The organism is Allorhizobium sp. NPDC080224, assembly GCF_050281005.1.
In the GTDB taxonomy this organism is placed as follows: domain Bacteria; phylum Pseudomonadota; class Alphaproteobacteria; order Rhizobiales; family Rhizobiaceae; genus Allorhizobium.
Genome location: NZ_JBNNWJ010000001.1, coordinates 2,294,976 through 2,317,671 on the forward strand (window position 1 = coordinate 2,294,976; position 22,696 = coordinate 2,317,671).

At 61.5% G+C, this 22,696-nt stretch carries 19 protein-coding genes; 12 read left to right on the plus strand and 7 right to left on the minus strand.

Annotated features, from left to right (window positions below; all coding sequences use genetic code 11):
- Positions 1–6: 6 nt before the first annotated feature.
- Complete coding sequence (locus ACQKP1_RS11475; RefSeq protein ID WP_427275318.1) at positions 7–1,878, minus strand: L,D-transpeptidase family protein; 1,872 nt, start codon at positions 1,876–1,878, stop codon at positions 7–9.
- A gap of 447 nt (positions 1,879–2,325) precedes the next feature.
- Between ACQKP1_RS11475 and fumC the strand changes: the two genes are divergently transcribed.
- Positions 2,326–3,714: a class II fumarate hydratase gene (fumC, locus tag ACQKP1_RS11480; protein WP_427275319.1), complete on the plus strand. Its 1,389-nt coding sequence runs from the start codon at positions 2,326–2,328 to the stop codon at positions 3,712–3,714.
- Between the two features lie 47 nt (positions 3,715–3,761).
- On the opposite strand, the gene ACQKP1_RS11485 is transcribed toward fumC, so the two are convergent.
- Positions 3,762–4,634 carry a GGDEF domain-containing protein gene (locus ACQKP1_RS11485; RefSeq protein WP_203016482.1) on the minus strand — a complete coding sequence of 291 codons (873 nt, stop codon included), beginning with the start codon at positions 4,632–4,634 and terminating at the stop codon, positions 3,762–3,764.
- Between the two features lie 167 nt (positions 4,635–4,801).
- On the opposite strand from ACQKP1_RS11485, the gene ACQKP1_RS11490 reads away from it, so the two are divergent.
- Entirely contained in the window at positions 4,802–6,409 is a 1,608-nt protein-coding gene (locus ACQKP1_RS11490) for a fumarate hydratase (RefSeq protein WP_006726064.1), read from the plus strand.
- 217 nt (positions 6,410–6,626) lie between these two features.
- Entirely contained in the window at positions 6,627–7,691 is a 1,065-nt protein-coding gene (locus ACQKP1_RS11495; RefSeq protein WP_006726063.1) for a GGDEF domain-containing protein, read from the plus strand.
- Positions 7,692–7,704: 13 nt separating this feature from the next.
- On the opposite strand, the gene ACQKP1_RS11500 is transcribed toward ACQKP1_RS11495, so the two are convergent.
- The gene (locus ACQKP1_RS11500) at positions 7,705–8,313 is read right to left on the minus strand and encodes a pyridoxamine 5'-phosphate oxidase family protein (RefSeq protein WP_427275320.1); all 609 of its coding nucleotides are present in this window, start codon (positions 8,311–8,313) and stop codon (positions 7,705–7,707) included.
- Between the two features lie 63 nt (positions 8,314–8,376).
- Positions 8,377–9,303 (minus strand): alpha/beta hydrolase, encoded by a 927-nt coding sequence (locus tag ACQKP1_RS11505; RefSeq protein ID WP_427275321.1) that lies wholly within the window; start codon positions 9,301–9,303, stop codon positions 8,377–8,379.
- Positions 9,304–9,351: 48 nt separating this feature from the next.
- On the opposite strand from ACQKP1_RS11505, the gene ACQKP1_RS11510 reads away from it, so the two are divergent.
- Positions 9,352–9,843 (plus strand): MarR family winged helix-turn-helix transcriptional regulator, encoded by a 492-nt coding sequence (locus ACQKP1_RS11510; RefSeq protein ID WP_427275322.1) that lies wholly within the window; start codon positions 9,352–9,354, stop codon positions 9,841–9,843.
- Here the strand turns inward: ACQKP1_RS11510 and ACQKP1_RS11515 are convergent.
- Positions 9,824–10,186 (minus strand): gamma-butyrobetaine hydroxylase-like domain-containing protein, encoded by a 363-nt coding sequence (locus ACQKP1_RS11515; protein ID WP_203016491.1) that lies wholly within the window; start codon positions 10,184–10,186, stop codon positions 9,824–9,826. The genes ACQKP1_RS11510 and ACQKP1_RS11515 overlap by 20 nt on opposite strands.
- A gap of 205 nt (positions 10,187–10,391) precedes the next feature.
- Here ACQKP1_RS11515 and moaA point away from each other — a divergent pair, with 205 nt between their 5' ends.
- On the plus strand, positions 10,392–11,378 hold the full coding sequence (moaA, locus tag ACQKP1_RS11520; RefSeq protein WP_427276441.1) for a GTP 3',8-cyclase MoaA: 987 nt from the start codon (positions 10,392–10,394) through the stop codon (positions 11,376–11,378).
- Positions 11,379–11,402: 24 nt separating this feature from the next.
- Here moaA and ACQKP1_RS11525 read toward each other — a convergent pair whose 3' ends face one another.
- Positions 11,403–13,937 (minus strand): methyl-accepting chemotaxis protein, encoded by a 2,535-nt coding sequence (locus tag ACQKP1_RS11525; RefSeq protein ID WP_427275323.1) that lies wholly within the window; start codon positions 13,935–13,937, stop codon positions 11,403–11,405.
- Positions 13,938–14,166: 229 nt separating this feature from the next.
- On the opposite strand from ACQKP1_RS11525, the gene ACQKP1_RS11530 reads away from it, so the two are divergent.
- From ACQKP1_RS11530 to mobB, 4 genes are read left to right on the plus strand one after another with little or no spacing between them, the layout of a single operon-like run.
- On the plus strand, positions 14,167–15,072 hold the full coding sequence (locus ACQKP1_RS11530) for a DMT family transporter (protein ID WP_427275324.1): 906 nt from the start codon (positions 14,167–14,169) through the stop codon (positions 15,070–15,072).
- Positions 15,073–15,101: 29 nt separating this feature from the next.
- The gene (locus ACQKP1_RS11535; protein ID WP_427275325.1) at positions 15,102–16,307 is read left to right on the plus strand and encodes a multidrug effflux MFS transporter; all 1,206 of its coding nucleotides are present in this window, start codon (positions 15,102–15,104) and stop codon (positions 16,305–16,307) included.
- 4 nt (positions 16,308–16,311) lie between these two features.
- Positions 16,312–16,938: a molybdenum cofactor guanylyltransferase MobA gene (gene mobA / locus ACQKP1_RS11540; protein WP_427275326.1), complete on the plus strand. Its 627-nt coding sequence runs from the start codon at positions 16,312–16,314 to the stop codon at positions 16,936–16,938.
- Entirely contained in the window at positions 16,935–17,456 is a 522-nt protein-coding gene (gene mobB / locus ACQKP1_RS11545; protein WP_427275327.1) for a molybdopterin-guanine dinucleotide biosynthesis protein B, read from the plus strand. Before mobA ends, mobB begins: the two co-directional genes overlap by 4 nt.
- 67 nt (positions 17,457–17,523) lie before the next feature.
- Here the strand turns inward: mobB and ACQKP1_RS11550 are convergent, their stop codons facing one another.
- On the minus strand, positions 17,524–19,806 hold the full coding sequence (locus ACQKP1_RS11550) for an OmpA family protein (RefSeq protein WP_427275328.1): 2,283 nt from the start codon (positions 19,804–19,806) through the stop codon (positions 17,524–17,526).
- Between the two features lie 361 nt (positions 19,807–20,167).
- On the opposite strand from ACQKP1_RS11550, the gene ACQKP1_RS11555 reads away from it, so the two are divergent.
- The 3 genes from ACQKP1_RS11555 to ACQKP1_RS11565 all read left to right on the plus strand — a co-directional run bounded on the left by ACQKP1_RS11555 (position 20,168) and on the right by ACQKP1_RS11565 (position 22,684).
- Positions 20,168–20,941: an ABC transporter substrate-binding protein gene (locus ACQKP1_RS11555; RefSeq protein ID WP_006726051.1), complete on the plus strand. Its 774-nt coding sequence runs from the start codon at positions 20,168–20,170 to the stop codon at positions 20,939–20,941.
- 112 nt (positions 20,942–21,053) lie between these two features.
- Entirely contained in the window at positions 21,054–21,857 is an 804-nt protein-coding gene (locus ACQKP1_RS11560) for an ABC transporter permease (RefSeq protein ID WP_427275329.1), read from the plus strand.
- The gene (locus ACQKP1_RS11565; RefSeq protein ID WP_427275330.1) at positions 21,854–22,684 is read left to right on the plus strand and encodes an ABC transporter permease; all 831 of its coding nucleotides are present in this window, start codon (positions 21,854–21,856) and stop codon (positions 22,682–22,684) included. The genes ACQKP1_RS11560 and ACQKP1_RS11565 overlap by 4 nt, the downstream gene beginning before the upstream one ends.
- The last annotated feature ends 12 nt before the right edge of the window (positions 22,685–22,696 follow it).

Sequence of the window (22,696 nt, forward strand, 5' to 3'; positions counted from 1 at the left end):
GCCGACTTAGACGCGCGGCGCCCGTGAATCGGTCGTCGCCTTGAACGCCTTGGCCGTATGGTCGTCGCGGCTATAGACATCATCGAAATATTCGATCACGCCATCCTTGTTCGGCCAGGCGGTGAAGTAGGCAACGTAGACCGGGATCTTCTGCGGCACCTGCACCGCGCGGTTCTGGCCGGAGGCGATCTGCTTGCCGATCTCCTCGACCGTCGTGCCCATGACGGCGGCCGCCATGACGCGCGGCTCGGCCAGACGCACGCAACCATGGCTCAGCGCGCGCATGTCGCGGTTGAAGTAGCTCTTCGACGGCGTGTCATGCATGTAGATCGCATGTTCATTGGGGAAGAGGATCTTCAACTCGCCCAGCGCATTGTCGCCGCCTGGCGGCTGGCGAACGTCGACGGCATGGGTGGCATTCCAGTTGACCTGGCTCGAGGCAACCTTCCGACCGCCATAGGAAACCTCGTAGCCGAGGCGATCGAGATAGGACGGATCGGCCCTGAGCTTCGGCAGCATTTCGTTGACGATGATCGACTTCGGCACGCCCCAATAGGGGTTGAACTCGACGGTCTGGATCTGATCCTGGAAGAAATAGGTCTGGTTGGCCTTGGAGCCGACGACGACCCGCATTGAGAACTGCTCCTTGCCGTCGTTGACGTAGGTCGCCTCGAAGGCCGGCGCGTTGATGAAGACATAACGAGAGCCGAGGTCGGCCGGCAGCCAGCGCAGGGCCTCCATGGCGACTTCGAGCTTGGCAATCTTCTCGGAATTGCTGTGACCGGTCATGGCCCGGATCGTCGCCGGACCGACGACGCCGTCCGGCTTTAAGCCCTTCTCTTTCTGGAACTGTTCGACCACAGCGACAAGTTCAGGCGTGTAGTCCGGCGTGCCGGTATAGGCGGTCAGCGTCGCCGAATGCTGCGTGAGCACCGCTTCCGACGCCACCTGCTTCAGGGCACCGATGACCTGAGCCGTCTCCGGCTTGCTCTGTCCAGGCTTCAGCAGTGTGCCGGGCGCAATCGTGATCGCCTGCGTTTCAGCTTCGGCATCCTCTGCCTTCAGCCGCATAAGCTCGTCGCGCAGCGCCACGAATTGCGGGCTCTTTGGATCGCGGTTACGCAGATAGGCCGCAACATCAGGGCTCTTCCGCAGCATGTCGAGCACGGGGGCAATATTCACGCCCTTGCGTTTGAAGTCATAGTAGCCGGAGATCTTATTCGGATCGATACGGCCGCGAACCGTGTCCTGCACGTAAGTGAGGACCTTAGCGGAGAGAGCAACCTCGAAGGCCATGAGTTCGCGCTGACGCTTTTCCGGATCCGCCGGGTCAGCGTTCTCGGTCGGCATCGCCACGAGATAGTCGTCTGGCGACAGACCGACCGTATCGGCGCCTGCGAGCGCCGAGATCATGGCGCGACCACGCTCGGAAATGCCATCCTCGCTGGTCCAGATCAGCGGCTTGTTGGGATCGCCGTAATAGCCCTCGACGGTCTTGGCGACCTCGTCCGTGGCCCGCACGGAAACGTCGGACAGAAAACGGCGGGCGCCAAGCACCTCCGCAGACGGCGCTTCGGTCGATCCGGCTGCGGCGTCCGTCACCGGCAGCTTGATCTTGATCGCGCGCTGCGCCTCGGGCTTGTAGGTATAGTACCGAGGGCCGGCGACTTTCGGCAGTGGCTCGGGATCGCCCATTTCGAGCCCACCGCGTGCCTGACTTTCGAGAGAGGCGGGAGCCGCCTGCTGTTTTGCCTGGCGTCCTGGTCCGCCCCGGAGAAGATCGAGAAGCGTCGTGGCGGCAGCATCGCCCGGAAGAGTTCCGACCGCAGTCGTCGCAGCGAGGAGCGCGGTGACTACGAATTTCCTGTTTCTCGTCATTCTCTGTTCCATTTCCCGGTCCGAGTCACAAACGGACTCGAAGCACGTTTGGTCATGCGCGGATCACTAGCGGATCGGCATTTCATTGAAAAGTTGGACAATGTCATGCGGGCACACCCGTCGGCCTCAACTTTGCGTGACCCGACCGGCGATGTCCGCCATCGCCTCCGCGCAAACTAAATGGAAATATTCGTTAAATTTTGATTGACGTTAACAAATCCTGCACAGCGACGGTGGGCGAACCGTTTCCAGTCGCGGACAAATAGTCGTCAGACGTGCCGGAAAGGACACAGGCACCCGACACGAGGCGAGCGTCCACGGCGCGAGAAATACTTGACAGAAATTATCGACTTCTGTTCATCGGCTTGTATCGCATGCGTCACTCCCTAAATGCAAAGCACCGCTTCACGACCAGCCACATCCACCATCCCACAGGCAGGAAATCCCATGACCCATCGCACAGAAACCGACACTTTCGGCCCGATCGAGGTCGCCTCCGACCGCTATTGGGGCGCACAGGCTGAGCGGTCGCTCGGCAACTTCAAGATCGGCTGGGAAAAGCAGCCTCTGCCGGTGGTGCGAGCGCTGGGGATCGTCAAGCAGGCCGCCGCCCGCGCCAACATGGCGCTCGGCAAGCTCGACCCGGCACTCGGCGAGGCGATCGTCACGGCCGCCCAGGAGGTGATCGACGGCAAGCTCAACGATCACTTTCCTCTGGTGGTCTGGCAGACGGGTTCTGGTACGCAGTCGAACATGAACGCCAATGAAGTGATCTCGAACCGCGCCATCGAGATGCTGGGCGGGGAGATGGGCTCGAAAAAGCCTGTGCATCCCAACGACCACGTCAACATGAGCCAGTCGTCGAATGACACATATCCTACGGCCATGCATATCGCGGCGTCAGAGCACGTCGTCCATCATCTGCTCCCGGCCCTGAAGCACCTTCATGCGGCGTTGGATGCCAGGGCGAAAGCCTTCGCGCACATCATCAAGATTGGTCGCACGCACACGCAGGATGCGACGCCGCTGACGCTTGGCCAGGAGTTCGGCGGTTATGCCGCTCAGGTTGCCTCATCGATCAAGCGCATCGAAATCACCCTGCCTGGCCTCTACGAACTCGCCCAGGGCGGCACGGCCGTCGGCACGGGCCTCAATGCCCCGATCGGCTTTGCCGAAAAGGTGGCCGAGGAAATCGCCAAGATCACCGGCTTGCCCTTCATCACCGCGCCGAACAAATTCGAGGCGCTGGCCGCCCATGACGCCATGGTCTTTGCCCATGGCGCCATCAATGCAGCCGCAGCTGCCCTCTTCAAGATCGCCAATGACATCCGCTTCCTCGGCTCCGGTCCGCGCGCTGGCCTCGGCGAACTGGCACTCCCGGAAAACGAGCCTGGCTCGTCGATCATGCCGGGCAAGGTCAACCCGACCCAGTCGGAGGCGCTGACCCAGGTCTGCGCCCATATCTTCGGCAACCAGGCGGCCATCACCTTTGCCGGCAGCCAGGGCCATTTCGAGCTCAATGTCTACAATCCGATGATGGCCTATAATTTCTTGCAGTCCGTCCAGCTCCTGGGCGATGCGGCCGTCTCCTTCACCGACAATTGTGTCGTCGGAATCGAGGCCCGAGAAGATAACATCCGCAAGGGAGTGGAAAATTCGCTGATGCTGGTGACGGCTCTCAACAGCCGCCTGGGCTATGACACCTGCGCCAAGATCGCCAAGACCGCCCACAAGAACGGCACCACCCTGCGTCAGGAGGCTGTCGGCGGCGGCTATCTGACCGATGAGGAATTCGACCAGTATGTCCGGCCGGAACTGATGATCGGACCGCAGTGACGCCTGTCATCAGGTCCGCGCATGCGAGGGGTGCGAGCCCCTCGCCCTCAGGGCTTCAGCGTTTCCAACCCGGTGCGTAGCGTATCCTTGGCCCTGAAAAGCGCCATGTCTGCCCGGTGCAGCAGATCGGCCATCGCTTCGTCGGTCCGACGCGGAGCAAGGCCGAAGGTCAGCCGAAGGCTGCCCGCCGCGAGGGGGCCAACCTCGAGTTGCTCCACGTTTTTTCGGATGGCCTCACAGCAGGAGTGGATGACGGCGATCGGATCATCGGCAAAAAGCAGCATGAAGGTCGTTCCCGACATGCGTGCTGCAATCTGTCGAGGCGCGAAGTGCAGGCGCACCAGATCTCCGACGGCAACGAGCACCATATCGGCCACCTCGCGGCCATGCTTGGCACTTACGGCCTCGATCGTTTCCAACTCGAAAACGGCGACATAGATGTCGATGCCGCCCTCGGCTTGTGCGGGAAGCCTCGGCAACGGCACGCTATAGACGGCGCTGGCGTTCATGAGACCGGTCAGCGGATCAAGTCCCGGCTCTCCGTTCACCCGTTCCGCAAGCGCCGAAATCTCCCCGACCATCCCGCAGACGGCGCGCGTAACCACCGCAATTTCGTCTTCGCCGTATTTGCTCAATTGGTCCTCGCTGAAGGCGCCCCCGGCACGGTACTGGCTGATGGCCTTTGCCAGATTGCGCAGAGGCAGCGTCAGCCACCACATTGTCGCTAGGCAGGCGACAGTACCGATCAGCGTAGCCACCAGAACGACAAGACCGACGGACAGCGGGTTCGAACTGGCTCCCGTACCGAAGTTCAACAGCAAGGCGATCAGCGGGATATGGATGCAGACGAAGCAGACCAGAAAAATCTTGACGACGATCGATCGGCGCCAGTTCGTTCCCTTCGCCACATTCAAGCTCATGATGCACCTCCGAATCCATCGCACGCGACGCGTGTCCGAGCCGGGGTTTTTCAGATCCGCGGCTGCCCTGTCAACGCTTGAGCCTTCGGCTTTCGCCGCATTGAAATCTTAAGGGCTTGCGCTTAAACCACCGCAAACTCCAAGCTGATGCCACGAAAGGCCCTGTGATGGCAGACGATCTCTTTCCCCTAGGCGAAGACCTCACCCCCTATCGCAAGATCACATCCGATTATGTTTCGGTCGAAACTTTCAAGGGTCAGGAGATCCTGACCGTCGAGCCTGAGGGCCTGCGTCTCCTCGCGGAGACCGCGCTTTCGGACATCAATCACCTGCTGCGTCCCGGCCACTTGAAACAGCTTGCCTCGATCCTCGAAGACCCCGAGGCGACCGACAATGATCGCTTCGTCGCCTTCGACCTCCTGAAGAACGCCAACATCGCCGCCGGCGGCATCCTGCCGATGTGTCAGGACACGGGTACTGCAATCGTCATGGGTAAGAAAGGTCGCCGCGTCTGGACGGATGGTCAGGACTACGCTGCACTGGCCAAAGGCGTGCGCGACGCTTATGAGCGCCGCAATCTGCGTTACTCGCAGCTCGCCCCGATCAAGATGTTCGAGGAAAAGAACACCAAGACCAACCTCCCCGCCCAGATCGACCTCTACGAAGAGGGCGAGGACGCCTACAAGTTTCTGTTCATGGCGAAGGGTGGCGGTTCAGCAAACAAGACTTTCCTCTACCAGGGCACACCGTCGCTTCTGACCCATGACCGGATGATCGACTTCCTCAAGGAGAAGATCCTCACGTTAGGGACGGCAGCCTGTCCTCCCTACCATCTGGCGATCGTCATCGGCGGCCTTTCCGCCGAGATGACGCTGAAGACCGTCAAGCTCGCCTCGGCGCGCTATCTCGACGACCTCCCGACCGAAGGCTCCGAAAGCGGCCACGCCTTCCGGGACATCGAGATGGAGAAGGAAATCCACAAGCTGACCCAGTCGATGGGCGTCGGCGCGCAGTTCGGCGGCAAGTATTTCTGTCATGACGTGCGCGTCATCCGTCTCCCCCGCCACGGCGCATCGCTGCCGATCGGCCTCGGTGTTAGCTGTTCCGCCGACCGCCAGGCCAAGGGCAAGATCACCAAGGACGGCATCTATATCGAGCAGCTGGAAACCGATCCGTCGAAATACATGCCCGAGATCGACGATACCGCCCTGTCGTCTTCGGTGGTCAAGATCGACCTCAACCAGCCGATGAGCGGTATTCTGGCCGAACTCACCAAACACCCGGTCAAGACCCGCCTGTCGCTGACCGGCACGATCATCGTTGCCCGCGACCTCGCCCATTCCAAGATCCGCGATCGCCTGGAAAAGGGCGAAGGCATGCCGGACTACATGAAGAACCATCCGGTCTATTACGCCGGTCCGGCCAAGACGCCAACGGGTTATGCCTCAGGCTCCTTTGGACCGACCACCGCCGGCCGTATGGACAGTTATGTCGACCAGTTCCAGTCTTTCGGCGGCTCGATGGTGATGCTGGCCAAGGGCAACCGCTCGCGCGCCGTGCGTGAGGCCTGCAAGACCCATGGCGGCTTCTATCTCGGCTCGATCGGCGGCCCGGCCGCCCGTCTCGCCCAGGATTGCATCAAGAAGGTCGAAGTTCTGGAGTATCCTGAACTCGGCATGGAAGCCGTCTGGAAGATCGAAGTCGAAGACTTCCCGGCCTTCATCGTCACCGACGACAAGGGCAACGATTTCTTCCAGGAATTCAATCTCGGCTGAAACTCGTCGAAAATAATGCTGGCACGTTGCGGAGGTTTCCCTCCGCAACGGCAAATTACCGCTTGTTTTACAAGAGGTTGCGCAAGTGAGCGCTGAGTGCTCATTTTGCGCCCGTCACTTCTCATGGCGAGAAGATTAAACATTTTCCAATCATTTGCCGCTAATTGAATCTTTGGACCCTTGAATGTCTCGAGTGACGACCATTGGAGTTGGCCGAATGAGCACGGCAACACCGCCAAAGACGCAGGCACCTGACGTCGCGGCACAGATCACATATGCGATGCGCTCGATGGGGGTCGCCCCGATCCCGCGCAATTACGAGCTGTTCTACGAAGCCTATATCGGCTCCAACCCGTCACTCACCCGCGAGCTGGCAGCGCTCGGCAGTCGCGCCAACCAAGACGAACTCGACGCGCTCGGAGAGCAGTATTTCGGCAGCCATCAGGGCCGCGCCATCGAGAATGCCCATTCGAAGCTGATCGGCGAACTGGATGGATTGCTGCGTCTCTTGCAGCAGGAACAGACATCGCTGCAAAGCTATAACCGGCTCCTCGGCGAGACCTATCACCGGATCAACTCGAAAAGCACGAACAGCGCCGACATCCTGCGCAGCGCCATCAACATCCTGACGGAAGCCACGGGCTCGACCATGGCACACGGCGAACAGACCGTCGTACAGATGTCCGAGCGCTCGAAGGAGATGGACGAAGTCCGTCGCGAGCTCGATGAATACAAGCGGATTGCCAACACCGATTCCCTGACGCGCATTGCCAATCGTCGCGCCTTCGACGAAAAGCTTGCCGCCGTCTACTCGAGCGATGCCAGACCGCTGGCTGGCCTCGTCCTCGCCGATATCGACAACTTCAAGAAGATCAACGACGCCTATGGCCATCCGGTCGGCGACAAGATCCTCGCGACCGTTGCCACCGTCATCCGCAGCAATGTCCGAAAGGACTGCTTCGTGGCCCGCACGGGCGGTGAAGAGTTTGCCATCATCGTCGAGGGCAACACGGCAGAGGAAATCTACCAGACCTGCGAGCGCATCCGCATCGCACTGGAAACGACGCCGTTCAAAAATTCCAAGACCGGCGTCAATTACGGCCCGATCACCATCTCGCTGGGCTTCGCTATGGCCGCTGATTCCGAAGATGCGGGCGAACTTTACGCGAAGTCCGACATCGCCCTCTACTGCGCCAAGAATGCCGGCAGGAACCGGACGAAGCCCTATGAAGACGGGATGAAGAAGGACTTCACCAAGAGCTGGCTGATCTACAAGCGGTAATCGCTGCCCGAGATCACCACATCGTCTTTGCTGCACGCTCCGGCCATTCGCGATCATAGGTTTCGCGATCGAAGTCCTGCTTTGCAGCCTTCAGCATCTCGCCGGGCGTCGGCAGGTCGTTCGCCGCGACCTGTCTTTCAACTTTCCAAAGTTCTGCCCGCATCACGGCCCGCGCACACTGGAAGTATGCCTCGTCGATCGTCACCACGACGACGCTTCGCGGATGGTGTCCATCCATAACGAAGCTCTCGATGAGCTCGGGCGCGACCGAAACCACCGCCCGGCCGTTGATCCGCATGACGCTGTTCGAGCCCGGAATGAGGAACATCAGCGCCACGCGGGGGTCGCGCACGATGTTCAGAAGCGAGTCCACGCGATTATTGCCGCGCCAGTCCGGCAGCGCGAGCGTCCGGTCGTCTTCGATGCGGACCACCGCGCCGCGATCACCGCGGGGCGAGCAATCAAGGCCTTCCGGACCAACGGTCGCGAGCGCCACGAAAGGCGAGCGCTCGATCATCGTCCTGTAGGCCGGCGTCAAGAATGCGGTGACCTTGGCGGTCGATGCCTCGCCTGCCTCGCCGTAAATGGCCTTCAGATCCTCGATCGTCGTTATCACTGTCATGCTGACTCCTCACTCCCCCCAAGCCTAGCGGCAGCTCCGGGTTAGGCAAGAGCCATGACGGGACTATGACACCTTGCGGTTCCCGGCCCTCGACGCGCCCTCGGCGCCTGCCAGGAAAGAGGCGACAGCAGAAATCACCTCAGGCGCACTGGCGATCCTGCGGTGTCCGTGACCATTCGCCCAGAGATGACGGACATGCGGCGACACGCCGATATAGCGCTGCGCATGGCCGACATTGACCTCCTTGTCGTCTTCCGCGTGCACCACGAGCAGCGGCCGGTCGATACGCCGCGCCACCGCGACGCCATCCAAGTCTTCGACCTGCGCTCCGACGAGATCCATGGCTCGATTGCGCATAGCGCCGACGCTGCCACGTCCGAGCCCCACCATGGAGGCGAAGCCGTTGAACACCTCGCCCATGCTGGAGGGTGAGCCGATCAGCGCGATCCTCGGCGCATTCAACGGCTGCAGGTCCGGAAAGACCCGCCCCGCCGCCATCATGACAGCAGCGCCACCGAAGGAATGGCCGACAACACCGTCGAATCGGCCGAAATGGCGCTCGGCGGCGACAATGGCTTCGGCCGCAATCTTGAGGTCGAGCCGCCGCCCGCTGGAAGCGCCGTGCCCGGGCAGATCGAGAACGACCACTTCGGCACCCGTCTGGCGCAATCCGAGCGCCATCTCGGAGAGATATTCCGCCCGCGAGCCCCATCCGTGAACAACGAGAAACCGTGCCCCATTGCCGCTTTCCGGCCCCGAGCTGAGGTGATGGGCAGCAGCCATGCCGCGCGAAAGCGCCAAACGAACGGTCGAAGCCTGCCTCAATCGACTGCGCCCGACGATGAAGACCTGTTTGGCCTTGTCGCCTTTCGGGCGGCGGCTCGGGGTTCGACAGAAGAGCTCGAAGGCAATCCGGCCTGCAACGGTCGGCGAAACCTTCTCCAGCTGCGCGAAAGCCAGGCGGGTGACCTTGAGAGGAAAGGATGGCATAGTCGGAATCCCATCATAATGTTCAATGCTGAACAATAAAGTACAAGAATGAACGAAAAGCAAGCCTTCCCCTGGGACCATCCTCGTTTTCGCAGTTGGATATCGGTGGCGCGCGCCTGCCAGCTCATGCAGCAGGCACTCGCACGCGCGCTGGCACCCCTCGACATCAAGCCGCCGCACCTGGATATCCTGGTCAACCTCTATCGGTTCGAGGGGATTTCCCAGCAGGAACTCGCCCGCAAGCTGCTTGTCGGTCGTTCCAACATGAGTATGCTGCTGCCGCAGATGGAAAAGCGCGGGCTTCTCGAGCGCAGGGCCGACCAACGGGACAAGCGAGTGCTGAGACTTTTCCTGACGGAAGAGGGCCGGAGCCTAAGCGAACAGGCGATGCGCATCCAGACGGAGCTCATCGAGCGGACGCTCTCTGCAACACCGCTCGACGAGTGCCAACACCTCGCCGAGACGATGGACCTCTTGATCCAGCGTATGCTTTCCTCGGACGGGCTCGTCGATCCTGACCTCAGCGAGGATCGCGGCTGAGTTTCTTCTCCGCCAGTTCCTGTTCGTAAGCCGCGAACTTTTCGTCGCCGGTCTCGCCGAGTTCGCGCAGGTAGTTCCAGGTGAAGATGCCGGTATCATGGCCGTCGTCAAAGGCGATGCGAACGGCATAATTACCGGTTGGCACCATCTGCCGGATCGCGACATTGCGCTTGCCTGGAACGGTGACTTTCTGGCCTGGACCATGGCCCTGGACTTCTGCCGAGGGCGACAGCACGCGCAACATCTCGGCAGGAAGCACGGCTGCGACACCGTCATTGAAGCTCACGGTCAGCAGGCGCCTGTCCTTGGACACCTTCAGTTCGGTCGGCCAGATCTCGGTCATGCAGTCCTCGCAGTGTTCCAGGCGGTTGGCGCAGACCTAGGTCGAACCCGCGCCGTTTGCAATCCGAATTGATCGCACAGGGCGGTGTCAACTTGACGCCTGCTAGCCTTGGCACCACATTGCTCCAAACACCGGGAGAGTTTTTTTGGATCATAGCCCCGCCGATTGGCGCCATGCAGAACCGCTTGTCGATCGAGCAAGCCCGATGATCGACCCCTTCGGGCGCGCGGTGACCTACCTGCGCGTCTCCGTAACGGATCGATGCGATTTCCGCTGCAGCTATTGCATGGCGGAAAACATGACCTTCCTGCCGAAGAAGGATCTCCTGACGCTGGAAGAGCTCGACCGGCTCTGTTCCGCCTTCATCGCCAAGGGCGTGCGCAAGCTGCGCCTGACAGGTGGCGAACCGCTGGTGCGCAAGAACATCATGCATCTCGTACGCGGCCTCTCCCGCCATCTCGGCAGCGGTCTGGACGAGCTGACCCTGACCACCAACGGCTCGCAACTCGCCCGCCATGCCGCGGAGCTTGCGGATTGCGGCGTTCGCCGCATCAACGTGTCTATCGATACGCTTGACCCTGCAAAGTTCAAGGAAATCACCCGCTGGGGCGAATTGGACAAGGTGCTCGAAGGCATCCGCGCAGCGCAGGCAGCCGGCATCGGCATCAAGCTCAATGCTGTCGCTCTGAAGGATTTCAACGAGCACGAGATACCTGAGCTGCTGCGCTTCGCCCATGGCGAAGGCATGGATCTGACACTGATCGAGACCATGCCCATGGGCGAGACCGGCGAGGATCGGACAGACCAGTATCTGCCGCTCTCCCTCGTGCGCCAGCGGCTCGACGAACAGTTTACCCTCGACGAAATTCCCTACCGCACCGGCGGCCCGGCCCGTTACGTCGAGGTGAAGGAAACCGGCGGGCGCCTCGGCTTCATCACGCCACTCACCCACAATTTCTGCGAAAGCTGCAACCGCGTTCGCCTGACCTGCACAGGCACGCTCTACATGTGCCTCGGTCAGGATGATGCCGCCGACTTGCGCACGGCACTGCGGGCCTCCGACGATGATGCCTATCTCTCTGCCGCAATCGACGAAGCGATTTCGCGCAAGCCCAAGGGCCACGACTTTATCATCGATCGCAATCACCGCAAACCAGCGGTGGCCCGCCACATGAGCGTCACCGGCGGCTAAGCGCCGCCGGCTTATTCTTCACACTTACGCCGAGCGGCGATAGGCCTGCGGTGCACCGCGCTCAGTATCGGTCCGAAAGCGCGAGATCTTGTGCATCAGGATATCGACGCGCTGGCGCAGGCCCTGGATCTCAGCATTGTTCTCCTCGACCATGGCGGCGTTCTGCTGGGTAATCAGCTCGACATCTCGCACGGCAGACGTCACCTCGCTGATGCCGGTCGACTGCTCGCGGGTCGCAGCCGAAATGCGTTCCACCAGCGACTGCACCTCTTCGACCTGATCGATGATCGACTGCAGCGCGACACCGGTATTCTCGACCAGTTCGACACCCGACTTGACCTGATTACCGCTGACGGAGATCAGCGTCTTGATCTCCTTAGCTGCATTGGCGCAGCGCTGTGCAAGGTCACGCACTTCCTGTGCGACGACAGCAAAGCCACGACCAGCCTCGCCGGCTCGGGCCGCTTCGACACCCGCATTCAGTGCCAGCAGATTCGTCTGGAACGCGATCTCGTCGATGACCCCGATGATGGTCGAGATCTTTTCAGACGAACGGCTGATTTCAGCCATGGCCTCGACCGCCTTCTTGACCACCACGCCGGACTGGCGGGCATGATCACGCGCGGACTGCACGGATTGTGCGGTGCGCCCTGCCCCATCAGCCGTCGAGCGTACGACATCGCTTAGATGCGAGAGCGCCCTCACGCTTTCCTCAAGCGCCGCGGCCTGCTGCTCGGTCCGGCGCGCAAGATCGTCGGCGGAGACAGCAAGGTTCTCGGTGCCGGCATTGATGTCGACGCTTGCCGCACGAACCTCTTCGAGGGTCGCCCGCAGGGCTTCCACAGCTTGGTTGTAGGTCGAGGCCATGGCGACGAAATCGGCCGGCAGGTCGTCACGCATGGAGACGTTGAGCTGACCGTTGGCAAGTGCCTCAAGCACAGAAGACAGAGCTTCGAGCGCAGACCGCTGGTCGGCCTCGACACGGGCCCGGTCCTGGGCACGCTGCGCGCTTTCCTGCTCCGAACGGGTGCGCGCAGCTTCCGCCTCTTCTTCCAGGCGGCGGTTTTCGAGCGCCGCATCACGGAAGACGGTAACCGACCGCACCATATCGCCGATTTCGTCGCCGCGATTGCGGCCCTCGATCGGAACAGACAGGTCGCCACTCGCCAGTCTCGACATCACGCCGGTGATCCGCTTCAGTGGCGCACGCAGCGTTTCCACCAGCATCAGTCCGCCGATGATCGCGAGCAGCGTGCCGACGACCATGGTGATGACGGAGATCGTCGCGGACCTTTCGCTGTCCTCGCGGCCGATTTCCTGAGCTTGGGCGACGAAATTGCGAAGCGATTCCATGGCGGCCGACACTGCCGCATTGGCGGCCAGCCGTTCGTTCTGCCAGCTCCGGCCTGCGTCCAGCATCGCCTGGGACTTTTCGGTGATCGCGAGCAGATGCGGCGCAATCTTCTGGGGGAAGTCGCGAAGCGCACTGTTCTTGGCACCGAGCTCGGAGATCCGGCCGGCCAGTGTCTGGAGTGCTTCCATCTCGTTGATGACCACCACACGGCGTGCGTCGTCCAGCGACCCCAGCATCTGCTGGACCCGCAATTCGATGGTTGCAACACCGAGTGCTGCGGTATCGACCAGGGCCATCAGCTCCTTCTGCTCGGCGACGAGCCGGTCAAGGCTGACGAAGCGGTCGGCGGCGACATCGCTGTTCTTGGCGGCCTGCAACGTGATCTTCTGCTCGATCTCGACGAGTTCGGAAAGCACGAGGCCGAGTTCTCGGGCCCTGGCATCAACTGGGGTGGATTGCCCGAGGATCGTTTCGATCTTGCCGATCGCAGCGCCGACTTCGCCGACCAGAACCTTGCCCTTTTCGGAGGCGATCTCGTTGGCCTTGGCCAGATCCTTCTGCATCGGTGCGAGATAGAGTTTCGCTTCGTCCAGCTGCTCTTCGGGAGTGAAAGCCATCTGCACGCCGACACGCAATTTGCCGAGACGGTCAAGCAGCGTCTTGAAGGCAGAGGCGTCGAACAGCAACTCCTTGGCGAAGCGCTCCTTGCCGGCAAGATCGTTGCGGACGAAATCGACCTGCTTGACGATCTGCTGGCTCTCCGCCTGCAAGGCGGCAACGGCCGCATTCAGGCCGGAATCCAGCTGTTCTCGCGCGGTCTTGTTGTCCCAAAGCGTCGACGTCTGAACCCGCATCTGCGCCGGCAACTGCGTCAGCGCCGAAAGATCAGCCGTCTGAGCCTGCTTGGCGAGCACGCCGTTCAGAACGCCGAGCCCCCTGTCCTGGCCGTCGATGGCCGAAAGAAGAGCTGCCCTGCTCTCCTCTGTCGGATCAAGGCTGAACTCCTGCAGGCCCTGCTGCAGCTTTTCCAAGTCGCTGATATTGCCGATCGTGGCACGCGTGACGGTCATATGGCCGTTGAGGGTGGTGGCAGTCCAATAGCCCAGGAGGCCGACACCGGCCATGAGCAGAACAAGAGGAACGACAAAAAGCAAAACTTTGGTGACGATCCTGCGACTTTGCAGGAGGCGATCAATAAAACTCATGAGACCCTCGGAAAGGCCGAAATCCCGCGAGCTCATCGCGCAGGATCGAAGGAAAGGAGCCGCCTCATGCAGTTCCATCGGCGAGCTTGTCTTCGGGAGCTTGAGCAAAGGTTAACCGGCCACCGCGTTTTTGGCACTGCAGCATCGTTTCAGGGTCATTACAGTGGGAATAAGGTTTCTCGCGCGTGCTGCTTGGTTTAGAACCAGCGGGTACGCACGGGAATCGAGCATGGCATTATCCGAGAACACCCGAGGCGCCCTTCTGATGGCGATCTCGATGGCGGGCTTCACCTTCAACGACGCTCTGACGAAATCGGTTACCGCGGAACTGACCGTGGCGCAGATCATGTTCGTGCGCGGCGCCTTTACCGCCGTTCTGGTCTATATCGTTGCGCGTCGCATGGGCGCGCTCGACCACATCAGGAACATCCTGCAGCCCCTGATCCTGATCCGCATCGCCTTCGAAACGGTCGCAGCCGTCGCCTTCCTTGCGGCACTCGGCCAGGTGCCGCTCGCCAATGCCTCGGCAATCCTGCAGTCCCTGCCTCTGGCCGTGACCCTTGGCGCCGCGCTCTTCTACAAGGAGCCGGTGGGCTGGCGCCGATGGACGGCGATCGGCCTTGGCTTCATTGGTGTGCTCGTCATCATCCAGCCCGGCCCGGAGGGCTTCACGCTCGCCTCGCTCTACATCGTCTTCTGCGTCATCACGGCAGCCGGCCGTGATCTCGTGACGCGCCGGATCGATCCGAGCATCTCGTCGCTCTCCGTCACGCTTTTCACCGCAGCCTCCATCTCCTTTGCCGGCCTGCTGCTCATTCCCGTCTTTGGCGGCTGGCAACCCATGTCCGGCAGCGCGCTCGGCAAGCTCGCCTTTGCCTCAATCTTCCTGTTTGCCGGTTACCAGGCGATCATCATGGCCATGCGCACCGGCGAGATCTCCTTCATCGCGCCCTTCCGCTACACCAGCCTCCTCTGGGCGGTTCTGCTCGGCATGCTCTTCTTCGGCGAAGTGCCGGATATCTGGATGGTCGTTGGCGCCGCTATTGTCATTGGCTCTGGCCTTTACACATTCTATCGCGAGAGCAAGCGAAAGGCGGCCCTCGCCCGCCGCGCCGATCCGGCCTCCCCGGGCTGATCACGTTTGCAGTGCAAGGACATTTGAGCGTGCAGCAGCAGTCTCGCTTTCTCGACAGGACCACGGCCCCGCATATCGTCAGTCTCGTGGCGGTGGCCGGACTGTCGGCATTGACGATGAACATCTTTCTGCCGGCGCTGCCGGCCATGGCGCTCGACTTGGGCGTCGACTACGACCGGGTGCAGGTGCTGGTCTCCGGCTATATTGCGATGACCGCCCTGGTCCAGCTGGTGATCGGCCCTCTGTCCGACCGCTACGGCCGGCGTCCGGTGATGATCGGCGCTCTGCTGATCCTAATTGTTTCCTCGCTGGTCTGCCTGCTGGCAAGCTCGATCGAGATCCTGACCTTCGCCCGGATGATCCAGACGGCCGTGGTCGCCGGCCTCGTTCTCTCCCGCGCCATCATCCGCGACATGGTCCCGATGGACGAAGCCGCCTCGATGATCGGTTATGTCACCATGGGCATGACGCTGATCCCGATGATCGGCCCGACGCTTGGCGGGGTGCTCAGCGACAATTTCGGCTGGCGCTCGAATTTTACAGCCATCCTGATTGCAGCCCTTGCCGTTCTGTTGCTCGTCTATCGCGACCTCGGCGAAACCAACCGGCAAAAGAGCGGCAGTTTTTCCGAGCAGTTCCGGGCCTGGCCGAGACTTCTCGCCTCGCCCCGCTTCTGGGGATACACCATGGCTGGCACCTTTACCTCTGGCGCCTTCTTCGCCTTTCTCGGCGGCGCACCCTTTGTCGGTGGCACGCTGCTGGGCCTGACACCCAGCATGCTCGGCCTGCAGTTCATGTTCATCGCAGCCGGTTATATCGCTGGCAATTATCTCTCCGGACGTTTCGCCCGTCGTGCCGGGATTGATATGATGATGCTGGTCGGTGGCGTGGTCGCCCTGGTCGGCGCCGCCATTCCGATCATCTTGCTTGCCCAGGGATATGTCTCCTATCTGGCCTTCTTCGCCCCGCAGGTCGTCGTCGGCTTCGGCAATGGCCTCTCCCTGCCGAGCACCAATGCCGGCATCGTCAGCGTCCGGCCGGAACTCGCGGGCTCGGCTTCCGGGCTCGGTGGCGCGATCACCATGGGCGGCGGCGCCTTCGTCTCCTGGATTGCATCCCGCATCCTGTCGGTCGAGAGCGGCGCCATGCCCTTGATGCTCGTCATGCTCGCCTGCTGCCTTCTCGCCCTCGTCGCAGTGGTTTTCCTGCGCTTTGCCCCGGGCGAAGAGCGGTGACCCCATGACGCAGGACAGCCGCCCCCCAGCCGTCATTCTCGCTGGCGGCCTGTCGCGCCGAATGGGCCGGGACAAGGCGGAACTGATCCTGGGCACGACGCCGCTTGCCCTGAGGGTTGCCGACCGGTTGCGGCCGCAGACTTCGGCGGTCTACCTCAATGCGTCCGAAGGTCATCCGCTGGCCGCACGCCTTCCCCTCCTCCAGGATACGAGGCCAGACCGACCCGGCCCCCTCGCTGGCGTGCTCGCAGGCGTGAAGCTATTTGCCGAACTACCTGGCGGACCCACACATATTCTGACTACACCGTGCGACAACCCCTTTCTGCCGTGCGACCTGGTAAGGCGCCTGCAAGACGGGGTGAGAGGCGACGCGATCATGCTGGCTGCCTGCAACGGCCGCACCCATCCTATCACCGCCCTCTGGCCGGTCACGCTGGCGGACGATCTCGAACGCTGGCTTGACGACCCCGATCACCGCCGCGTCTTCGACTTCGTCGCCCGCCACCCAAACGAGACCGTGGAGTTCGCATCCTTCGAAGGACCCTTCGGTCCGGTCGATCCCTTCTTCAACATCAACACGCCCGAGGACCTCGCAATGGCCGAGGCCATCATCGAACAGGGTACAGTATGACGAACGCTCCGCGCATCTTCGGCATTGCCGGCTGGAAGAATTCCGGAAAAACCGGGCTTGCCGTGCGGCTCGTCGAGGAATTCACTCGCCGCGGCTACAAGATTTCGACCATCAAGCACGCCCATCATGACTTCGACATCGACAAGGTCGGAGCCGACAGCTACCGGCACCGGGAGGCCGGCGCCCATGAAGTCGTCATCGTGTCCGGTACTCGTTATGCCATCATGCATGAGCTGCGTGGCGCTCCAGAACCGAGCTTCGAGGAAATCCTCGCCCGCATCGGCCCCTGCGACCTCGTGCTGATCGAGGGCTACAAGCGCGAGCCCGTGCCGAAGATCGAAGCGCGGCGGGAAGCATCCGCCAATCGAGAACCCTTGGCGCCATCCGATCCGCACATCCGCGCGATCGCGGCCGATCACCGGGTGGAGGACACCGATCTTCCGGTCTTCGACCTCGATGATACCCAGGCGATTGCGGACTTCATCGCCGCCGTCACGGAGCTCCCACCCCGCACCTGACATTGCACCAAAAGAAAAGGCCGCCGGATCGCTCCGGCGGCCTTCTTTCTTTCGTGAGCGTGGTCGATCAGTTGTTGCTCGACACGTTCGCAGGGCGAACCAGCGTTGTGACGCGGCGAATGGCCACGCGACGGTTCTGCTGTTCGGCGGCTTCCGTGCGGATCTTCAGGAAGCGCTCGCCGTAACCCTGGACCGACATGTTCTCCGGCGGGATGCCGTAGACCTCGGTGAGCAGGTTGGCGACGGTTTCCGCACGCTTGTCCGAAAGGATCAGGTTCGAACGATCCGAACCGACGGCGTCCGTATGGCCTTCGATCAGGAAGACTTCGCCCGGATCGTTTTCGAGTAGCTTTTCCATGGCCTGGGCCACGCGGCGCAGGGTGCGGGCCTGTTCGAGCGGCACCTCGGCCGAACCCGACGGGAAGGTGATGGTGTCGAGATCGATACGACGGACCTTGTCACGGATACGCGCCGACGACTTGACTTCGTCGATCGAGTAGACGCGCTCAACACGCTCGACCGGCGGGCGGGCGAGGAAGTCGTAGTAGTCACGATCTGGCGAACGCGTCGTGCTGACGATATAGTCGTCGACCGGGATGGTCAGACGCATCGGCGGCAGCGATAGCCCCACATCCACGAGGACGCGAGGACGTTCGCTATCGGCCTCTGGCGAATAGATCAGGACATATTCGCGGCCGCGCGGCGAGATACGCGAGCGGATGATGATGTCACCGTAGCGGTTGTAGACTGTCACCAGCTTGCTGCCATCGGCACGCTCGATGGTTTCGCGCGTGCGACCACGCGGCAGCTGCTCGTAATAGGTACGGTCCGCATCCCAACGCAGACGCGGCCGGTCGTCACTACGAACGACAATCTGGTTGCCGACATTGATGACGGTGCGGTTGTCGACTTGCTCAATGACCCGGACTTCCGTGACTTGATTGACCACGTTGTTCTGGATGACCGTGTTGTTCGTCACGTTGTTGTTCGTGACATTGTTGGTGACGTTATTGGTCACGGTGCTGTTGGTCACGTTAGTAACCGTGGTCGGCACTTCGAAGGTCGGCGCGACATCCATGGTGGTGCCTTGCTCGGAGACAGTTGCCTGCAACGTCTGCGGATCGAAGGCCACGGCCTCGGACTGAGCATCGGCATCCGTCTCCGGCGGAGGAGCCACGTCTTCCTGGGCCCTCAGTTCGCTGCGCTGCTGACGGACATTCTCGCCACCGCTGTTGTCGGCATCCTTGTCGCTGTCGAGGACGGCGGCACCGTTGTCGACGGGAAGCACGACGGTTTCAGACGTCTGCGACGGGTCTTCGGCGATAGCCTCCTTCTCCTCAGTGGTCCGGGTATCGGTGATCTGCTGAACCGGCTGATCCTCCGTAGGCTCGACTGCGGGCACGAGAACCTGCTCGCCTTCCGGCTGGGCTTCGGCGGGGACCTCTTCTCCGGTTGCCTGCTCTTCGGTCGGCAGTTCTTCGGTCTGTTCCGGAGCAGCCGGATCCGGCGTAGGCTGCACCTCTTCCGCAGGCTGCTCTTCCGTCTGAGCAGGCTGCTCTTCCACCGGCTGTTCTTCCGGCTGGGCAGGTGCAGCGCATTCTGCTTCAGAAGCGGCCTGCGATCCATCGGCGCAGGTAACGGTGGCGGGCTGTTCTTCGACGGCCGGCTCGGCCTGCTGAGCCTCTTCAGCTGCGCGCTGGGCTTCGGCTTCCGCTTCAGCGGCACGCTGCGCCTCGGCTTCTGCCTGTTGCTGGGCTTCTGCTTCGGCGGCACGCTGAGCTTCAGCTTCAGCAGCGGCCTGTGCTTCCGCGTCAGCGGCTGCCTGTGCCTCTGCCTCGGCAGCGGCCTGGGCTTCTGCCTCGGCCTGACGCTGGGCTTCCGCGTCAGCGGCGGCCTGAGCCTCGGCTTCCGCCTGGCGCTGTGCCTCCGCTTCTGCGGCAGCCTGAGCCTCTGCTTCAGCAGCGCGCTGGGCTTCGGCCTCGGCGGCTGCCTGAGCCTCTGCTTCTGCCTGACGCTGCGCCTCCGCTTCCGCGGCAGCCTGAGCTTCAGCTTCAGCGGCGCGCTGGGCTTCCTCTTCGGCCGCACGCTGCGCTTCGGCTTCCGCCTGGCGGCGTGCTTCTTCCTCGGCCGCAGCCTGTGCGTCGCGGGCAGCACAAGTCTCGGCGTCAGGCGCTTCCGAACCATCGTTGCAGGTGACGGCCTGGGCCAGCTGGATCAGCTGTTCTTCAGCCTGCCGCGTTTGCGTCTGGCGTTCTGGGTGTCCGGTGACAGACGCAGCGACCGGTTTTGCCAGTACCGCGACGGACAGGACCGGGATTGCCACCGTGTTGAGCAATCTCTTCTTGAACATACCTTGCGTTTCCTTCCCTACGCACGGGCCAGTGACAGTGTCATCCGGATCCGTGCTGTTGAATGCATGCTCGATTGTGCGAACCGAAGCTGCGGCCAAACTAGATTTCGCATAATTAACCGTGGCTGAACGAGTTGGAACGGCTTTTGCTCCACCGAACAAGGCTGGATGGAACAAAAAAATGTCTTTCGTGGCCCCCGGCGGATTTAAAGGGGGCAAATTTTGTCGATCACGCGGTTTGTTGTTGATTTCGGCTGTAAAACCGGACGAATATTGGGCCCAAGTGTGGTCGACCATGCCACACGATCACGGATAGCCGCCTTACAACAACAAACGGCGTCCACCCAACAGAGAGGATCTCATGCGTATTCCGACACGTTTTCTGGCCGCAGCTTCCATCGCTGCCCTGTCGCTCTTTGCCGGCTCGACGATGGCTCAAGAGAAGCTGATCATCGGCACTGAAGGCGCTTACCCGCCCTTCAACAATCTGGAAGCCGATGGCACCCTGGTTGGCTTCGACATCGATATCGCCAATGCGCTTTGTGAAGAAATGAAGGTCTCCTGCGAATTCGTCACACAGGATTGGGACGGCATCATTCCGGCCCTTCAAGCCAAGAAGTTCGACGCGATCATCGCGTCCATGTCGATCACCCCAGAGCGCCTGGAGAAAGTCGACTTCTCGAAGAAGTATTACAACACGCCGCCGGCCGTCGCCGTTCCCAAGGACTCCCCGATCACCGATCTGGCCGGCCTGAAGGGCAAGGCAATTGGCGCGCAGTCCTCCACGACCCATGCCAACTATGCCGAAAAGCACATGGCGGACAGCGAGCTGAAGCTCTATCCGACTGCTGATGAATACAAGCTCGACCTCGAAGGCGGCCGCGTTGACGCCGTCGTCGATGACATCGTCGTGTTGTCGGAATGGCTGAAGTCAGACGCCGGCACCTGCTGCAAGATCCTGACCCCGCTTGAGGTGGATGTCGAGATCAATGGTGAAGGGGCAGGCATTGCAGTGCGCAAGGGTGAAACCGAACTCGCAGACAAGCTGTCTGCTGCGATCGAGGCCATTCGCGCAAACGGCAAATATGCCGAAATCAACAAGAAGTATTTCGATTTCGACGTCTACGGCGAGTGATCCCGGCATAAACCGATAGAACCAGGTGGCGGAAGTCCAACACTTCCGCCATTTTGCATTTGAACTGTAACGACATGAAAAAAGGCGGGAAAAACCGCCAAGGGGGAACGGCATGGGCGGATTGTCTTCCGCGCTCGGCTCGATCTGGGACTGGATCAACTACGCGTTCGATCCGCTCTGTGGACCGATCGGGCTCTTCCGGCTGTTTGCAGCGGACACGCTCGTCGGCTGCGGCGACACCGGCTGGGGCGACGAGATCGCATTCGGCGTCAAGGTGACGATCTCGCTGGCACTTGCGACCCTGCCCGTGGGCCTTGCCCTCGGCTTTCTGATTGCGCTGGCGCGCCAGTCTGGAGAATGGAGCCTGCGGGCAGCGACCGGCGTCTACACGACAATCTTTCGCGGACTGCCCGAGCTGCTGACCCTCTTCATCGTCTATTTCGGCTTCCAGATTCTCGTTCAGTCCGTCTTGTCCTCGCTCGGCATCGACCAGCGCGTCGAAATCAACGCATTTGTTGCGGGCATGATCGCGCTCTCCGTCGTTTTCTCGTCCTATGCCTCGGAAGTTCTGCTCTCGGCCTTTCAGGCCATTCCCCGTGGACAGTATGAAGCTGGAAGCGCAGTCGGCCTGAGCCGGCGCAAGACCATGTGGCTGATCATCGTGCCGCAACTGATCCGCATCGCGCTCCCGGGCCTCAGCAATCTCTGGCTGGTGCTCCTCAAGGACACGGCTCTCGTCTCGGTCATAGGCCTTGCCGACATCGTACGGCAGACCGGTGTGGCAGCACGCGTCACCAAGGAAGCCTTCATGTTCTACGGGATTGCCTGCCTCCTCTATCTCGCGCTTGCCACCGTCTCGTCGATCGGCCTGAATGCCATCGCACGCTGGGCAAACCGCGCGGAGGCAAACCGATGAGCCATGCGCTGGACATGATCCCCGCTCGCCCGGCGCCGCCGACAAAAGCAAGCCGTATTAACCTGGCCCGCGTCGCAGGCTATGCCATCCTGACCCTCTGGGCTGTTCTCGGACTTGCCCTGGTCTGGTACCTGGCATCGAGTTGGGACCCGGCAAAGATCGAACGCTATGGCTGGCGATACCTGGACGGTCTTGCCACGACCTTGATCCTGACTTTCGGCTCAATCACGCTCGGCGCGCTCCTTTCTGTCCCCGTCACATTCGCGCGCATGGCACGCAACCCGATTCTGAACACGATCGCCTATGCCTATGTCTATGTCTTCCGCAGCACGCCGATGCTGTTGCAGATCTTCCTCATCTATTATGGCCTCGGCTCCTTTCGTCCGCAGATCGAGGCCATAGGCCTCTGGTGGTTCTTCCGCGAGGCCTGGTATTGCGCGCTCTTTGCCATGACGCTGAACACGGCAGCCTATCAGGCGGAGATCCTGCGCGGTGCGATCGAAAGCGTACCGCGTGGTCAGACGGAAGGTGCCAAATCCCTTGGCATACCTACCTCGATTACCTTCTGGAAGATCATCCTGCCGCAAGCCCTGATCGTCGCCCTTCGCCCCTATGGCAACGAGATCATCTTCATGATCAAGGGCTCGGCCGTCGTCGCGGTCGTCACCGTTCTCGATCTCATGGGCCAGACGCGCTACGCCTTCTCGCGCACCTTCGACTATCAGACCTATCTCTGGGCGGCGATTTTCTATCTCGCCATCGTCGAGGCACTGCGTCATACATGGGCCGCGATCGAGGCACGCCTGACCCGTCACCTGAAACGATGACTATCGGGTGGC

Bases quoted from the DNA above. Each gene is read 5' to 3' on its own strand.
- ACQKP1_RS11560 (WP_427275329.1), top strand. From the start codon at position 21,054: ATGGGCGGATTGTCTTCCGCGCTCGGCTCGATCTGGGACTGGATCAAC.
- ACQKP1_RS11510 (WP_427275322.1), top strand. From the start codon at position 9,352: ATGAACGAAAAGCAAGCCTTCCCCTGGGACCATCCTCGTTTTCGCAGT.
- moaA (WP_427276441.1), top strand. From the start codon at position 10,392: ATGATCGACCCCTTCGGGCGCGCGGTGACCTACCTGCGCGTCTCCGTA.
- mobA (WP_427275326.1), top strand. From the start codon at position 16,312: ATGACGCAGGACAGCCGCCCCCCAGCCGTCATTCTCGCTGGCGGCCTG.
- ACQKP1_RS11530 (WP_427275324.1), top strand. From the start codon at position 14,167: ATGGCATTATCCGAGAACACCCGAGGCGCCCTTCTGATGGCGATCTCG.
- ACQKP1_RS11485 (WP_203016482.1), bottom strand. From the start codon at position 4,634: ATGAGCTTGAATGTGGCGAAGGGAACGAACTGGCGCCGATCGATCGTC.
- ACQKP1_RS11525 (WP_427275323.1), bottom strand. From the start codon at position 13,937: ATGAGTTTTATTGATCGCCTCCTGCAAAGTCGCAGGATCGTCACCAAA.
- ACQKP1_RS11505 (WP_427275321.1), bottom strand. From the start codon at position 9,303: ATGCCATCCTTTCCTCTCAAGGTCACCCGCCTGGCTTTCGCGCAGCTG.
- ACQKP1_RS11565 (WP_427275330.1), top strand. From the start codon at position 21,854: ATGAGCCATGCGCTGGACATGATCCCCGCTCGCCCGGCGCCGCCGACA.
- ACQKP1_RS11490 (WP_006726064.1), top strand. From the start codon at position 4,802: ATGGCAGACGATCTCTTTCCCCTAGGCGAAGACCTCACCCCCTATCGC.
- mobB (WP_427275327.1), top strand. From the start codon at position 16,935: ATGACGAACGCTCCGCGCATCTTCGGCATTGCCGGCTGGAAGAATTCC.
- ACQKP1_RS11500 (WP_427275320.1), bottom strand. From the start codon at position 8,313: ATGACAGTGATAACGACGATCGAGGATCTGAAGGCCATTTACGGCGAG.
- fumC (WP_427275319.1), top strand. From the start codon at position 2,326: ATGACCCATCGCACAGAAACCGACACTTTCGGCCCGATCGAGGTCGCC.
- ACQKP1_RS11475 (WP_427275318.1), bottom strand. From the start codon at position 1,878: ATGACGAGAAACAGGAAATTCGTAGTCACCGCGCTCCTCGCTGCGACG.
- ACQKP1_RS11515 (WP_203016491.1), bottom strand. From the start codon at position 10,186: ATGACCGAGATCTGGCCGACCGAACTGAAGGTGTCCAAGGACAGGCGC.
- ACQKP1_RS11555 (WP_006726051.1), top strand. From the start codon at position 20,168: ATGCGTATTCCGACACGTTTTCTGGCCGCAGCTTCCATCGCTGCCCTG.
- ACQKP1_RS11495 (WP_006726063.1), top strand. From the start codon at position 6,627: ATGAGCACGGCAACACCGCCAAAGACGCAGGCACCTGACGTCGCGGCA.
- ACQKP1_RS11550 (WP_427275328.1), bottom strand. From the start codon at position 19,806: ATGTTCAAGAAGAGATTGCTCAACACGGTGGCAATCCCGGTCCTGTCC.